We start from the raw sequence: 14,592 nt of genomic DNA on the forward strand, positions 1-14,592 counted from the left end.
TGTGTCGAGATCGTCGATTGGAGCGGTACGGGTACGAAGGATATGCTGATTTCTGCGTGGGACGCATGCTATGACGGTCGCGTCTTCCTGCGTCGCCAGATCGGCACCAATCCTGACGGCACACCCATTCTGGGTGAAGAAGAGCTTGTCGAAGGCGTCCGCGGCTACGTGACGGCCGTCAAGGATGGGGATATCTTCCATCTTGTCTCCGCGTCGCGGCTGCGCAGGCAGATTTATGTGTTTCCCAACGTTGGTAAAAAAGGCGCGCCTGAATTTGGCGATCCCGTCCGCCTCGACCTCAATGCCGACTGGGTTAAGGGTAACGAATATTTCCACATGGCCCGGTTCCACGATATCGATGGTGACGGAGTGCCGGAACTGATTGTCGGTAGCGACTACTGGAATGACTACTGGCCGAACGGTCTCGAATGGAACGACGAAGGTTATCGCGGTTATGACGACGCGGGCCGTTGGCTCGGCGGTCCGCTGCGTGGCTTCCTCTATGCATTCAAGAACAAAGGTTCACTCGCAGCTCCCGTGCTGGAAAAAGGTCATGCACTCATTGCCGGCGAAACGCCACTTGAGGTCTATGGGCAGCTGGCGCCTGCATTCGGCAAGTTCGGGACTAAGCAGCAACACGTCATCGCAGGCGAGTTCTGGAATATCCTGCATATTGCCCGACAGCGCGAAGACGGAACCTTCGAGCCGACCAGTCTTATCCGCGATGTCGACGACAAGGTTCTGGAACTTCAACAGTGCATCCACCTCCCCTGCGTCGTCGATTGGGATGGCGACGGTCGCGAAGATATCGTTTACGGCGCCGAGGATGGCTACATCAGCTTCCTCAAGAACGTCGGAGATGGCGAAGACGGACTTCCACGTTTCGAGCAGCGCGGCCGCATCGAGACCACGAAGCCATTGATTCACGCGGGTATCCTGCCAAGCCCCGCAGCCTATGACTTCAGCGGTGACGGCCACTACGATCTTGTCGTCGGAAACAGCACAGGCGAACTTCTCTTCTACCAGAGCCGGGAAAAGGACGGGATCATTTATCTCGACAAGGAAGTCATGCTGAAGGGCGGCGACGCTCCGATCCGGCTTGCAGCCGGATTGACGGGCTCTATCCAGGGACCGTCGGAAAAGATGTTCGGCTATTCCTGCCCGACCCTTGCCGATTGGACCGGCAATGGCAGCATGGACATATTGGTCAGCGACGTCACGGGCCGTCACCGGCTATTCCGCAACACCGGCGAAAAGGTCCTGCCGCCACGCTTCGGCGAGGAGGAGTTCCTAACCTTCAAGGGCAAGCTGTTGAAGACGGTCTGGCGGGTTCGGCCGGCAGTCGTCGACTGGCTCAAGGACAACGACCTCCATTATGTTGCATTGGATGAGGACGGAGTCCTCAGCGACTGGAGGAAGGCGTCCGACACGGAACTCGTCGACAAACGTTTCCTACGTTGGGAAGACGGCGAAGCTATTCGCTTTACGGTCGATGTCGGCGGCGGGCGCGGGCGCATAAAGCTGTGCTTCTGCGATTGGGAAGGCACAGGTCGCACGGACCTTATTTTTGGTACCCATGCCCGCGCCTGCGTACCACCGGATCCAACGACCGGCGCGCCACGCAATACAACGAAGCAGGCGGGCCTCTTCTACTCCCGCAATGTCGGAACACCAGAAGAGCCGCGGTTTGCCTTGCCAATCCCCATCAAGCACCGCGACGAGACCATTCAGATGGCGATGCATGTCGCCTCCCCGGAAGTCGTCGATTGGGCCGGCCGTGGGAATCTTGATATCATTGTCGGGATCGAGGACGGCAGCATCGTCTGGCTCAAACGCGAGGAACTGTCGTGGTGAGTAGTGTCAACATTCGAGGCACAACCAGGCTGGTCGGCATCATCGGCGACCCGATCGCCCAAGCCAAGTCGCCGGCGGCGGTCAATCCGCTCTTTGCGGCGCGCGGAGCAGATATCGTATCTGTCCCGCTCCATGTACCCGCAAAGGACCTGACTACCATCTGGGCCGGTCTGAAGGCGATGCCGAACCTCGTGGGGTTCGGCATCACCCTACCTCATAAACAGACAGCGATCGATCTTTGCGACAGTCTCGACCCGGTGGCTACCCGGGTCGGCGCCGTCAATTTCGTCCGGCGTGAACGCGACGGCAGCTTTCGAGGCTACCAGTTCGATGGCAAAGGCTTTGTGCGTGGCCTCCAATCCAAGGGGATCGCGATTGAGGGTCGCGACGCGCTCATCGTCGGAGCCGGTGGTGCTTCGGTCGCTATAGCGTTCGCACTCGTCGAGGCAGGTGCCAACAGTATCACAGTGTCGAATCGTACCTTTGACAAAGCCGAAGCGCTGGCGGAGACGGTGAATGCTGACTTTGGTAGGAAGGTTGCCAAGGCAGGCAAACCCGAGCCGGCAGCAGGCCAGCTCGTCGTCAACGCCACATCGCTCGGTCTTCAGGATACAGACGCGCTCCCGCTTAATCCGGATCTCCTGCAGCCCGGAATGACCTTCGCCGAAGTCATTGCCCAACCCGAGACCACCAGACTTCTCGCACTGGCTGCAGCAAAGGGTGTCGAAACCCATTCCGGCATGCACATGATCACCGGACAAGCCGACCTCACCGTCGACCATATCTGTGAGCTTTGGGCCTAGCTGCCGGCATACCCTACCCGTCAGCATGCCGTTCTCGCGGGCCATCCGGCCTCGCAGGAAATCTCGCATTATCTCACCCGCCGCCCCTCAAACTCAACGACTGGGACGTCGGAGCCAAGGCCGCGACTCTGGCACACGGTCCTCAAAGCCAGCGTTTCGATGAAAGCACCTGGGCTTCGGAACAACGTCGCCAACTATGCGGCCAGTTTGCCTCTCTGCCGCCAGCTCGTTTCTAATCCATTGCAGTGGTGACGGGCATTCCGGTTTCTGCGGATTCGTGGATTGCTAGAGTTGCCGTGAGCGTGCGCAGACCATCTTCACCATCGATCAGTGGCGCTTCTTCACGTCGGATAACGCGGCAGAAATGCTCTAGTTGAGCGATATAAGCCTCGTTCTGCTGAATAACGCGCGATTCACGGGAGATCGGCGATAGCCAGCCTGGTTTTTCCTGGTCGACGTATCGCCAGATAAAAAGGTCTGGAAATTCGAGTGAGCCTTTTGATCCTAGAAAACGAAAAGCATTTTCCCGGCCCTGGTAAATCGCCGGGTTTTCCCCTGTGGCTGAATCCCACGACCAAGGCGCAGGAGTAGCATCGGAGGCAGTAATCGTTCCAACTGCGCCGCTATTGAACTTAAACATGGCGACCACAGTGTCCTCGACCGAATTTCCCCGCCCCTCGCTGGTGACGATCGCAGAGACTGTTTCAATCTCCCCGCAGAGATGTCGAAGCAGGTCGATTTCATGGATCAGATTAATCAGGACGGGGCCTGCGCCTTTTTCCTTCCGCCAGGACACGTCGAAGTAATCGTCTGGCTTTTTGACAGCCCAGAGCACGTTTACCGCGAGCAATCGACCGATGTCACCTTCGATCAGCAGCCTTCGTGCCTCCTTTACCGCTGAGTTATGGCGCCGATGATGCCCGATCAGGATTGGGGTATTCTTTCGCTTCGCAAGGTCAACCAACATCCGAGCGTTAGCGACCGTGTCGGCTATAGGCTTTTCAATCAGAACCGCAACGCCCCGCTCGAGCGCATTCCCGGCTGTCTCAAGATGGAGTTGCGTCGGCGTTGCAATGATCACACCGTCGGGCTTGACGCGATCAAGCAGCTCGTCAACTGACGCAAAGCAGGGGACACTAAGTTCAGCCCCGACTTTCGCAGCAACTGGTCCAGGATCGCTCACGCCGACCAGTTCGCAGCTGGAGTATGAGCCGCAATATTTCGCATGACGATACCCGATCCAACCCACCCCGATCACGCCGATCCGCGGCTTGTCTACACGCTTGTTCATTTCCAGGATGCCTTCCACCGTTGAATGAAGGTTTGTGGGCAGCCTGAAGCGCCGCGGCTGACTATCCAGCACGAGACGAGAGTCATCGCGCCGCCGGACAACTGTTAAGCACCGAACTAGGTATTAGGATCGACCTGTTCAGGGGCTCCCCCGTTTGCCGCCGAACGGTACCCCGCTTCGATGACGGCCAGTGCGCGTTCCGCTTCGAGCAGGCCTGCAACGGGAGGGCGACCATTTGCGAGATCCGCCCAGCTGCGGCGAAGGAAAACCGGGTAATACTCGTCCGTATTGTATTCGATAGTCGTCGAGCTAGCCTTCTCGGTTTCACGCGACTTCGCATAGAACTGGTCAGCGTAACCGCGAATGTAAATTTGACGATGCGAGATCGAGAACGCAAAATCTCGCTGATCCTCGGCTGTGGAGGGATACAAATAGCCAGTCTCGACTACGCTGATCTGTCCTGAACCATTGCGGCAGGTGAACACAGCCTGTTCGTCGACAGTTACATCAGGTCGGTAAATCTGGACTTGGCCTGAGACATGAGTGATCGGGGATTGCGTCAAGTTTGCAATCATGTCGATGAAGTGAACGCCAACGTTCAGCATCGACCCACCTCCCGCGAGCGCCTTGTCAAGCATCCAACCGCATCCGTTTCGCTCATAACGAGCCACCGACCCTACAATAAACCTGAAGGAGAGATGCTGGAATCCTTCCGGCGTGAATCCTGCAGCCGGCGAGAGGCGATCGCCCAGGTCGCTCACGCGCATAATGAGAGGCACGCTTACAAAGACGCCATGTTTCTCAGAAAGTTTGCGGATATGACGAACTTCCTCGAGATTTGCCCCGCATGGCTTCTCTATGAGGAAGGGCTTGCCTTTGGCGATCAGCAGCTCAGCGAGTTCAGCCATGTCGGAATGACGGCTAAATACGAGCGCGAAGTCGAAGTCCTGACTGATGAGCTCATCATTGGAACCATAAAGCTTGCAGTTGAGCAGATCGGAAAAACGATCCCCAGCAAATGAAGCGCTGTCCGAAATGCCGATTACCTCGATACCCGGATCCTTCAGCGCAGGAATGTAGAGCGGAAAATGCCAGTGGCTGACGTCGAATACTGCAATCTTCATCTCGACTCCGTTTATTGCGGGTTTATCAAGGTGAGGAGCCATGATTAAACAGATCAAGTGCGTTGGCCGGTGAAATCCAGCGATGCGCGAATTGATGTTCTAACCGCCGTTCACCCGGCTCCTTGTGAAACGCCTCTCGCAATGCTATTGGAATAGCGTTCCGATAAACCGAATATCGTGGTACCATGCGCCTTGTCAAATCCCTTCTAGACCGTTGTTTCGACGTCATCACGCTGTTGAGTGAGAACGCCACTGGACTATCGTTGGGCGAAATCAGCCGTCGGCTGGACGTCCCAAAGAGCGCAGCGCATCGCTTGCTCAACAGTCTGTGTGACCTAGGTTGGGCCGAACAGGACCCCGAGAACGGTTTCTACCGGCTTTCATTGCGCCTCGCCGTGATGGGCCAGCGCCTGCTGGCCGGGACAAGAATCCCCGATATCTGCCAACCGATTCTGGACCGATTGGCCAGCAATACCAAGGGACTTGGCAGGATTGCGATCCTGGATCCAGATGGTTTGACGTGGATCTCTCATTCGCAAGGAATGCGGTCCGGCCTGATTTACCAGCCGGAACTCGTTGCAAAGGTCCCGTTGCACACGACCGCCAACGGAAAAGCCTGGCTAGCGACGCTGGATCGGGAGGAGGCGTTGGCCAGGGCCGTTGCCAGTGGGTTGGGACGAACAGACCTGGGCGGTCCGCGTGTTATCATGTCAAAGCAGACATTTTCTGCAGCTTTGGATGAGACTGAAGAACGGGGATGGGCCACAGCGATCGAGGAAGCTGAGCCCGGCGTCGCCGCTGTTGCTGCTGTCATTCGCGTTGGAAGCCAGGTTGTTGGAACGGTGAGCATTGCAGGACCAATCCACCACTTTTCCCCGCTCGTACTCCCGCAGTTAGCGGCACAGGTAAAGGCCACTGCCGAGGAACTTTCGCAACTTTGGCCGTATCGGATTGCCTCCCCTAGCCCGCAAACCAACGCTTCGCGGACTTCCCAAGTTGTTGGAAATATTATCTAATTAGCCATTTAATTAATCAGAGTGCCCCGTGCACCACTGAGGCCTGTTGACACCCGCGTTTCTTAATGGAATAACGTTCCGATAGCGATCGGGGAGATCGCGTCAGGATTAGGTGGCCACTTCGGTGGCTGGCAGGAGGAAACAGTTGGCCAGTGTTGAGCTCAAGTCCGTTCGCAAAGCCTACGGCGCCGTACCCGTGCTTCATGGCGTGTCGGTCGACATCAATGAGGGGGAATTTGTAACCCTGGTCGGGCCCTCGGGCTGCGGAAAATCAACTCTGTTGAGGATGATTGCAGGCCTGGAAAACATCTCAGGCGGCGAGATCCAGATTGGCGGGCGCACCGTCAACGATGTTCCTCCCAAGGCCAGAGATATCGCGATGGTCTTCCAGAACTATGCGCTTTATCCGCATATGACCGTTGCGGAAAACATGGGCTTCTCCTTGAAGCTGAAAAAGGCGCCCCGCGAGGAGCGGGCGACGCGCGTTCAACGAGCAGCTGAGATCCTTAGCCTCACGAAACTCCTTGACCGCTACCCTCGCGAACTTTCGGGCGGGCAACGTCAGCGTGTGGCGATGGGCAGAGCGATTGTTCGCGATCCGCAGGTGTTCCTGTTCGATGAGCCCCTTTCGAACCTCGATGCAAAGTTGCGCGTGCAGATGCGCGCTGAGATCAAGGAACTGCATCAGCGGCTCAAAACCACTACCGTTTACGTGACCCATGACCAGGTCGAGGCGATGACTATGGCCGACAAGATCGTTGTCATGCACGACGGTCATGTTGAACAAGTCGGCGCGCCGCTCGAGCTTTATGATTACCCCGCCAACGTCTTCGTCGCCGGTTTCATCGGATCGCCGTCGATGAACTTCCTCAAAGGCAAAGTCGAGCACGGCCGGTTCGTTCTTGAGGACGGGCACATGCTTCCTCTGCCTGCGGGGGTATCCGGTACATCGGAGAAGTTGATTTACGGTGTTCGTCCTGAGCATCTCATTCTCAGTGACGAGGGACTGCCCCTCACCGTCACGGTCGTCGAACCCACAGGGTCTGAAACGCAGATCATCGCCCGGCATGGCTCTCAGACCATTGTCTGCATCTTCCGTGATCGAGTTCTGCCGAAGGTCGGCGAGACCATCACCGTAGCCCCTGATCTTTCACGCGTTCATCTCTTCAGCGAGAGCACCGGCCGTCGCCTGTCCTGAGCAGGCAACGCCCTCAACTCTGCCCGAGACGCCCACACGGGATGGGAAATCGAATGTCGACACCTCCGCTCCAAGTCAGCACCAACCAAAGCGGGACGAACCTCGCGAGCGACGTCGTGGATACCACTGACAGCGCAAACCGCTTTAGTTGGGCTCCATTTCTGTGGTTTACCCCCGCAATCTTGATCCTGTTTCTTGTAACACTCTATCCGACGATCTTCGTGATCTGGTTGAGCTTCCAGAAAACGAAATACTACGATCTCGTTGGCTTTGCGGGTCTCGCCAATTACGTCGAAGTTCTGAACTCGTCCGAGTTCTGGGACACGACGGCAATTTCCCTGACCTATGTCGGCGGATCTCTAGCGGGTGCCACAATACTTGGAATGGCCTCAGCGCTGGTTTTGAACCGGGCGGGCGTGACAGGTTCCGCACTGCGCGTTTTCATCCTTTTTCCTTGGACGCTGTCCATGTCGGTCGTCGGCAGCATCTGGCTTTGGCTCCTCAACCCCTCGTTTGGGCCCATACCATATGTAATCCAAAAGCTGGGTATCGATCCCGGACTTATGTTGGGGGATCCGGGAATGGCATTGCCCCTCCTCATAATCGTCACAGCTTGGTGGTCGTTCCCATATGTGATGGTGATGGCGACAGCAGCCATGCAATCCATTCCGAAAGAACTCTACGAAGCGGTAGAGATCGATGGAGGGGGCGCGTTCGTGAAGTTCCGTTACGTCACGTTCACCGAAATCCTTCCGACCCTGGGCAGCACTGCGCTGACTCTCTCCATCATGTACCTGACCTTGATGACGCTGATCATTGTCATGACTGGCGGGGGACCACTGGGATCGACGACCACGCTGAGTTTCGAAGCGTTTCGTGGAACCGTTCAGGCGGTCAACATTGGGCCGACTGCTGTCGTCTCGATCGTCGTCCTCATTATCAATGTCGCCCTTGGTGCTCTTTACACCCGGCTAACCGGCCGCGTTACCGGATAGGATTTTCTGATATGAGTAGCGCTCTCTCGAATCGCACAAGCGGACAGATGCCCGCGATCATGGGATCCTTGGTCATCGGGATTATTGTTCTCGGGCCGGTACTTTGGGCCTTTGCGACATCTTTCAAGACAGAAGTAGAAGCGGTGGTTGTGCCCCCGACCCTATGGCCCAATTCACCCACTCTGGAGAACTACGCCAAGGTCTTCCATGACCCGGCTTTCTTGACCGACCTTTGGAACTCTGTTGCCTACTCCGTCGGTGCCGTGATCATAGCTCTCCTCGTCGGAATTCCTGGAGGCTATGCCGCTGCTCGCTTTTCTTTCAGAGGCAAAAGAACTTTGATGCTGGTGATACTTGGAACCTCGATGGTGCCAGGAGTCGCTTTGCTGGTTCCCACGTATTACTTGCTGGAAACCGTTGGTTTGCTCAACAGCGGCATCGTGGTGACGATCATCCTTTGCGCGCGGATTATCCCACAGACTGTATGGTTCATCGCGAATTTCGTCGAAGCCGTTCCGATTGAGATCGAGGATTCCGCCATGATTGATGGCGCATCCCGGTTCCAAATTATCTGGGCTCTGATTTTACCGCTGATACGTCCGGGCATAGCGGCCGTCGCGACGATCGGCATTGTGACCACCTGGAACGACTACATCACGGTGGCAGTGTTCGCGCCCGAGGTAGCAAAACGGACCCTGCAGGTCGCTCTTGTCAATCAGGTTTTCGACGCTGTCGGCATTTCGTGGTCCTACATGATGGCCTTTGTGATGGTCGCATCATCACCGGTTATCCTCATGTTCGGCTTCGTTCAGAAGTGGTTCATCTCCGGCCTCACGGCAGGCGCCGTCAAAGGCTGATGACGTACACAAAACATCCACACACTTTGTTCAACCTGGGAGGAAGATACATGCAAATCACATCAAAACGCCACCTCATCAAAGCGGTGGCAGCGCTCGGAATCAGTACCGCCGCCCTGACTTTCCTTGCTCCGCAAGCCTTTGCCCAAAGCACGGAAATCATCTACCAGACGTTCCTGGATCCAAACAATTCAAAGGATCCCCGGTCTGCCGCTCAGACGAAAATGATCGAGGCATTTCAGTCAAAAAATCCTAACATCACGGTCAAACTTCTAGTCGATCCGACCGGAGGAGCCGCCGCACGCGCCATCAAGTCGGGCGCCCAGACACCAGACGTGATCCGTGTCGTCGGCTTTGCGGTTTCGGAATTCGCTGCCACTGGAAATCTTCTCCAGCTCGATGATTTGGTGAAGAAGGACGGCATTCCGGATGAAGATTGGCTCCTGCCGCTTTCCGGCACGAAGGTTGGCGGAAAGCTTTATGCCCTCCCCCAAGACTTCCGTATTCCGATCCTCTTCTATCGCAAGAGCATGTTGGAGAAGGCCGGGGTAAAGCCGCCAACGACCTGGGATGAAGTGTGTGCACTTGGAGCCAAGTTCGGCCAGTCGGACACGATCACGTTCGCCGTTCCACTCGGAGCGACCGGCGGGCTTGGTGGCGCTCAGAGCCTCGGAGAATTCTTCCTGAGTACGATGCTACCTGGAAACGGTGGTCAGTACTTCACCGCTGATGGCAAGATCGCGTTTTCCAAAGAGTCGTTCATCAAGGCGGCGCAAACGATCAAAGACTTCTATACGAAGTGCAAGGTGACTCCGCTGCGCAGCGCACAGATGGGGTTTAACGAGTTGCACGACGCGCTCCGGTCAGGCAGTGCAGCGACGGCAGTGTTTGGCGTTTATCGCTACAAGACGGTGAAGAACCAGGGCGGCGGTGATGACCTGGCCTGGGCTCCGGCGCCGGGGTACACGGCAAACGACAAGCAGACGGTCTACAGCTACAATATTGCGATCAACAAGAAGACAGCCAATCAGGATGCCGCTTGGACATTCGTGAAGTTCATGGTGTCGCCGGAGGCGCAAGCTTTCGCTGCCGAGGGCGGTGAGGTTGTTTCGCGGAAATCGGCATACACCGCACCATACTTCCAGACCGACGCCGGTAAGGATCAAAAGCAGTGGGCTGATCTGGTAGGCCAGCGTGGCCAAACCGTGACCTATACCCCTATTCTCTCCACGTATCACACCATCTTGGGGGAGGCTTTCCAGCGAATGATCCTCAAAGACGGATCGCCGGCAGATGCCTACGATGAGCTGATCAAGCGGTATGACGAGGCACTCGCAAAGGCGCAGTAATAAGCTCGACTTGAAGTAAGACGCTGGATGGGTCCGGCCTGTTCGATCCATCCAGCCCCTGTCACCACACGGCCATCCATGAACGTCGTTAAAATGGCGACGCTCGAATGGTGGTCTCGGTTTCCGAGCTCTCGCTTTTCTCCGATCGAAAAGCCGACGGCATCGTTGCGCCCATGCGACCGTAGATCGTGGCCGATCCTTGCCTGGACCGAGCCACACGCGAACAAAGAGAGGCACCCGATGAGATATCGTTACCTTGGGAGAACCGGAGTTCAGGTCAGCGAGTACATGCTGGGAACCATGAGCTATGGATCAGATGGGAATACCGACAAAAAAGAGTGCATGGACATCGTGCACTGTGCCTTGGACCGCGGCATCAACTTCATCGACACTGCCGACACCTACTCTCATGGTGAATCCGAAGAGATTGTTGGCAAAGCGATTGAAGGACGCCGAGACAAAGTGGTGCTGGCAACCAAGTTCCGCTTGGCGGCCGGTGAAGGACGCAACGAGCAGGGCGGGTCCCGCTACTGGATTATGAAGCAGGTCGAAAACAGCCTGCGAAGGTTGAACACTGATCACATCGATCTCTACCAGATGCATCGGCCCGACCTTCAGACCGATCTTGATGAAACACTTGGGGCCCTCAACGACCTCGTGGCTCAGGGTAAGGTTCGGTATATCGGCTGCTCGACATTGCCGAGTTGGTATCTGGCAGAGACACAATCCGTAAGCCGATTGAACAAGACGGCGCGATTTGTCAACGAAAGCTCGCCCTATTCCATCTTTCAACGGGCGGCAGAGAGAGAAACCCTTCCGGCGGTTCAGCACTACCGCATGGGATTTACCGCCTGGAGTCCCCTCAACGGCGGCTGGTTGACCGGCAAGTACAAAGCCGATGGGACAGCGCCATCAGGATCCAGGGCTGAGCGTGTAAAAGGTCAATGGGGACAGCATTACCCCATCCTACAGACACGCTTCGATATGCAGCGCGAGGGTAACAGGCGCAAACTGGAACTGCTTCCAGAACTTGAGCGCGTTGCGACCGACGCGGGTTTGTCCCTTATGCACATGGCTCAGTCGTTCCCACTTGCGCACGCCGCAGTGACGTCTGTGATCCTCGGCCCTCGAACGCTTGAGCAGTTCAAGAGCATGGAAGCGGGTTTTGAGACTGTTCTCCAGTCCGCGACGCTTGACCAAATTGACGCGCTTGTTCCGCCGGGATCACTCATCGAAGAAGCCGACCGTGGCTATGTTTCTCCGTGGCTCGCGCCAGAGGTTCGTCGCCATCCGGGGAAGGCCGCCTGAGTGAAAACCGACTGCGACCGGGCTTCGGTGTCAGAGAAAAAGGTCTTGCCAATCGACCGAAACGATCCTGACGCCGTTACCGCGACCGAGCCATGGTCACAGAACCATTCATATTCAAACATTCAGAGGGGCCGATGACAGACATTGTCTTCAACCACGCCACGGTGCGCGAGCGAGCGGATATGTTGACCTTTCTTCGGCTTTGCTCCGAGCGGGGGCTCCAGACCGTTTCCATCTGGGGAGACGAAATTGCCAAGGTCGGTGAGACAGACGCTCTTTCTGTCTTAAATGATTTCGGGATGACAGTCTCAGGCTATAATCGGGTCGGGCCATTAGCGGCGGATGCACTTGACCGGGCTGAGGCAGAGCTTGAGCGGGCCGCCAGATTCAAAGCTGACCATGTTTTTCTGTTTACAGGAGGCTTGCGTGAGAATGAAAAGGATTTGAGTTGCGCAAGACGGCGGATCGAGGATCTGGTTGGCAGTGTCCTTGAGCGCGCACGCAATATTGGTGTGAAGTTGGCCATCGAGCCGCTTCATCCTATGCTTACAGGCGACCGCACGGTCATCTCCAGTCTCTCCCATGCAAATTCTTTGTGCGAAGCGTTAGGGCCGGGCATCGGCGTGGTCGTCGATGTTTATCATTGCTGGTGGGACGAGCGACTGGCGGCCGAAATCGAGGGTGCGGGCAGGGCTGGCCGGCTCTTCGGTTTTCATGTCAACGATTGGCTGATTCCTACGCGCCACCTTCTGACCGATCGAGGCATGATGGGGGATGGGATCATAGATCTGCGCGGCATCCACTCGATGATGCGAGATGCCGGCTACGATGGCGCGGTGGAGGTAGAGATCTTCTCCACCGACTGGTGGGCTCGCGACCCTGCAGAGGTGATGGACATTGCGCTCGATCGCTGCCGTGGCTTGTTCAGCAAGGAATAAAACTATGCGAGTGAGTATTCCCAACCTTGATGGCAACTCGCGTGTCTACGCTGTGTTTGGCGATCCAATCCACCAGGTCCAGACGCCGCGCCTGATCAACCCGATCTTTGCCGCCGCCGAAGTTAACATCTACGCCGTGCCATTCCTGATTAGCGCAGAACATTTCACGGCGGCGTGGGATACATTCTCCGCCATTCCCAACCTCTGCGGTATCAGCACCACAATCCCTCACAAAGTGGCCGCGGCAAAGCGTTGCTCGACCCTCACGCCGACAGCGAAGGCAGTCGGTGCCGTCAACTGCATCCAGCGTGGGGAGGACGGACAGATGAACGGCGCGCTCTTTGATGGTGTGGGCTTCGTGGAAGGACTTGGACAGGCGAAATCGCGCCTGCGCGGCGCCCGCGCGCTAATTGTGGGAGCAGGCGGAGCAGGTCGCGCGATAGCATTTGCGCTCGCTGAGGAAGGCGTAGGGAAGATCGATCTGATGGATCTCTCGCCTGAATCCGTCGCTTTCACATCGGATATGGTCAATTCCTACCGCGGTGAAGAATGCGCAAGAGCTGCCGATGGGTCGGCTGGGTGGGACTACGATATCGTCATCAACGCCTCTCCGATCGGCGTGAAGGGAGACAGCATATTCCCTATGCCTGCCGCAGCAATACGGCCCGAAATGCTCATCGCCGATATCGCCAGCTTAAGAAGCGAGACGCCCCTACTGCGCGCTGCCAAGGGAGCCGGCGCAACGGTGTCTGATGGGAATGACATGCTGCTCGCGCAGATCCGCTTGATGGCAGGTTTCGCGGCAGGCCTGCCGGCAGGAACTGCGCTCTAACAGTCAAGAAAACAGCGAAAGATTATATCATGAATGTCAAAGCCCAGGGGATCGTCCCCGTTATGCTTACTCCATTCACCCCGGATAACCGGATCGATTGGAAAGGCCTCGAGCGACTTGTGGAGTGGTATATCGCCAATGGTGCCGATACGCTCTTCGCTGTCTGCCAGTCGAGCGAGATGCAGAAGTTGTCCCTGGCAGAGCGAGTTGAGCTTTCCAAGAAGGTTGTCTCGTTGGCGGCCGGGCGCCTGCCGGTGATCTCATCTGGGCACATCAGTGAGAGCCGCGATGACCAGCGCGCCGAACTGGTAGCGATGGCTGAGACAGGCATCGACGCACTTGTCTTGGTGAGCAACAGGCTGGACACAAGCAATGCCGGAGCCGAAGCTTTTCGTTCCAGCCTGGATGCCATCTTGAGTTGGCTCCCGAGCGACCTTGCTCTCGGTCTCTACGAATGCCCGGCTCCCTATCGCCGTCTTTTAAGCGACGACGAGTTCAAGCTGTGCCGCGACACCGGCCGCTTTGTAACGTTGAAGGATGTTTCCTGCGACCTCGAAACGGTAAAGCGACGGGTCGAGCTCTCAGGTGATTCCGGTTTTGCGATCGTCAACGCCAACGCAGCCATCGCCGCAGCCGCTATGCGCGCAGGTTCGAAGGGCTTTTCTGGCGTCTTCACCAATGTTCACCCCGACCTGTATGCTTGGCTTTTCAGGCATGCGTCAGACGACAGCGATCTGCGCCGCGAACTTGAAATCTTCCTGGCACTATCAGCGATGGCAGAGCCGATGGGCTATCCGGGTCTTGCCAAGGTTTGGCACAAGCGCCTTGGCACGTTTGAGAGCGTCCATTCGCGTGTCACAGATTATGACATTGCCGAGCGGCATTGGGCCGTGATGGATCTGCTCGACCATATCCAGCAAGGGACCGCAGAATTTCGCGAGCGGATCAAGCAGGTGGTCTAGCAAGCAGTCACGGTCGGAAAGGGCGGGGTAAAGGGACCACGCCCTCAAGAACGGGAAATATCCCG

13 protein-coding genes are annotated in these 14,592 nt (G+C 56.8%); 11 read left to right on the forward strand and 2 right to left on the reverse strand.

The genetic code is table 11. The features are described from left to right. The first annotated feature begins 168 nt into the window (after window positions 1–168). Window positions 169–1,854: an FG-GAP repeat domain-containing protein gene (locus FHT69_RS32405; RefSeq protein ID WP_183906518.1), complete on the forward strand. Its 1,686-nt coding sequence runs from the start codon at window positions 169–171 to the stop codon at window positions 1,852–1,854. Then, window positions 1,851–2,657 (forward strand): shikimate dehydrogenase, encoded by an 807-nt coding sequence (locus FHT69_RS32410; RefSeq protein ID WP_254955799.1) that lies wholly within the window; start codon window positions 1,851–1,853, stop codon window positions 2,655–2,657. Before FHT69_RS32405 ends, FHT69_RS32410 begins: the two co-directional genes overlap by 4 nt. 232 nt (window positions 2,658–2,889) lie before the next feature. On the opposite strand, the gene FHT69_RS32415 is transcribed toward FHT69_RS32410, so the two are convergent. Continuing rightward, window positions 2,890–3,948 carry a Gfo/Idh/MocA family protein gene (locus tag FHT69_RS32415; RefSeq protein WP_183906519.1) on the reverse strand — a complete coding sequence of 353 codons (1,059 nt, stop codon included), beginning with the start codon at window positions 3,946–3,948 and terminating at the stop codon, window positions 2,890–2,892. Window positions 3,949–4,064: 116 nt separating this feature from the next. Further along, window positions 4,065–5,072, reverse strand: a complete 1,008-nt coding sequence (locus FHT69_RS32420) for a Gfo/Idh/MocA family protein (RefSeq protein WP_183906520.1) — start codon at window positions 5,070–5,072, stop codon at window positions 4,065–4,067. Between the two features lie 185 nt (window positions 5,073–5,257). Between FHT69_RS32420 and FHT69_RS32425 the strand changes: the two genes are divergently transcribed. From FHT69_RS32425 to FHT69_RS32465, 9 genes are all read left to right on the forward strand, one after another. Then, window positions 5,258–6,088 (forward strand): IclR family transcriptional regulator, encoded by an 831-nt coding sequence (locus FHT69_RS32425; protein WP_183906521.1) that lies wholly within the window; start codon window positions 5,258–5,260, stop codon window positions 6,086–6,088. A gap of 145 nt (window positions 6,089–6,233) precedes the next feature. Next, a complete protein-coding gene (locus tag FHT69_RS32430) occupies window positions 6,234–7,286 on the forward strand; it encodes an ABC transporter ATP-binding protein (RefSeq protein WP_183906522.1) in 1,053 nt (350 codons plus the stop codon). Between the two features lie 53 nt (window positions 7,287–7,339). Then, window positions 7,340–8,281, forward strand: coding sequence for a carbohydrate ABC transporter permease (locus tag FHT69_RS32435; RefSeq protein ID WP_183906523.1), 942 nt, complete (start codon window positions 7,340–7,342; stop codon window positions 8,279–8,281). An 11-nt stretch (window positions 8,282–8,292) separates the two neighbouring features. After that, entirely contained in the window at window positions 8,293–9,138 is an 846-nt protein-coding gene (locus FHT69_RS32440; protein WP_183906524.1) for a carbohydrate ABC transporter permease, read from the forward strand. Window positions 9,139–9,188: 50 nt separating this feature from the next. After that, window positions 9,189–10,487, forward strand: a complete 1,299-nt coding sequence (locus FHT69_RS32445; RefSeq protein ID WP_183906525.1) for an ABC transporter substrate-binding protein — start codon at window positions 9,189–9,191, stop codon at window positions 10,485–10,487. A gap of 240 nt (window positions 10,488–10,727) precedes the next feature. Further along, complete coding sequence (locus tag FHT69_RS32450; RefSeq protein ID WP_183906526.1) at window positions 10,728–11,795, forward strand: aldo/keto reductase; 1,068 nt, start codon at window positions 10,728–10,730, stop codon at window positions 11,793–11,795. 134 nt (window positions 11,796–11,929) lie between these two features. Then, a complete protein-coding gene (locus FHT69_RS32455) occupies window positions 11,930–12,733 on the forward strand; it encodes a sugar phosphate isomerase/epimerase family protein (protein ID WP_183906527.1) in 804 nt (267 codons plus the stop codon). 4 nt (window positions 12,734–12,737) lie between these two features. Then, a complete protein-coding gene (locus FHT69_RS32460; protein ID WP_183906528.1) occupies window positions 12,738–13,565 on the forward strand; it encodes a shikimate dehydrogenase family protein in 828 nt (275 codons plus the stop codon). A gap of 29 nt (window positions 13,566–13,594) precedes the next feature. Beyond that, a complete protein-coding gene (locus tag FHT69_RS32465; RefSeq protein WP_183906529.1) occupies window positions 13,595–14,527 on the forward strand; it encodes a dihydrodipicolinate synthase family protein in 933 nt (310 codons plus the stop codon). Window positions 14,528–14,592: the final 65 nt, after the last annotated feature.

It is taken from the genome of Rhizobium sp. BK008, from assembly GCF_014197345.1.
In the GTDB taxonomy this organism is placed as follows: Bacteria; Pseudomonadota; Alphaproteobacteria; order Rhizobiales; family Rhizobiaceae; genus Rhizobium; species Rhizobium anhuiense.

Coding starts and splice junctions, on each gene's coding strand:
- FHT69_RS32415 (WP_183906519.1), bottom strand. CDS start 3,948: ATGAACAAGCGTGTAGACAAGCCGCGGATCGGCGTGATCGGGGTGGGT.
- FHT69_RS32420 (WP_183906520.1), bottom strand. CDS start 5,072: ATGAAGATTGCAGTATTCGACGTCAGCCACTGGCATTTTCCGCTCTAC.
- FHT69_RS32425 (WP_183906521.1), top strand. CDS start 5,258: ATGCGCCTTGTCAAATCCCTTCTAGACCGTTGTTTCGACGTCATCACG.
- FHT69_RS32435 (WP_183906523.1), top strand. CDS start 7,340: ATGTCGACACCTCCGCTCCAAGTCAGCACCAACCAAAGCGGGACGAAC.
- FHT69_RS32440 (WP_183906524.1), top strand. CDS start 8,293: ATGAGTAGCGCTCTCTCGAATCGCACAAGCGGACAGATGCCCGCGATC.
- FHT69_RS32445 (WP_183906525.1), top strand. CDS start 9,189: ATGCAAATCACATCAAAACGCCACCTCATCAAAGCGGTGGCAGCGCTC.
- FHT69_RS32450 (WP_183906526.1), top strand. CDS start 10,728: ATGAGATATCGTTACCTTGGGAGAACCGGAGTTCAGGTCAGCGAGTAC.
- FHT69_RS32455 (WP_183906527.1), top strand. CDS start 11,930: ATGACAGACATTGTCTTCAACCACGCCACGGTGCGCGAGCGAGCGGAT.
- FHT69_RS32460 (WP_183906528.1), top strand. CDS start 12,738: ATGCGAGTGAGTATTCCCAACCTTGATGGCAACTCGCGTGTCTACGCT.
- FHT69_RS32465 (WP_183906529.1), top strand. CDS start 13,595: ATGAATGTCAAAGCCCAGGGGATCGTCCCCGTTATGCTTACTCCATTC.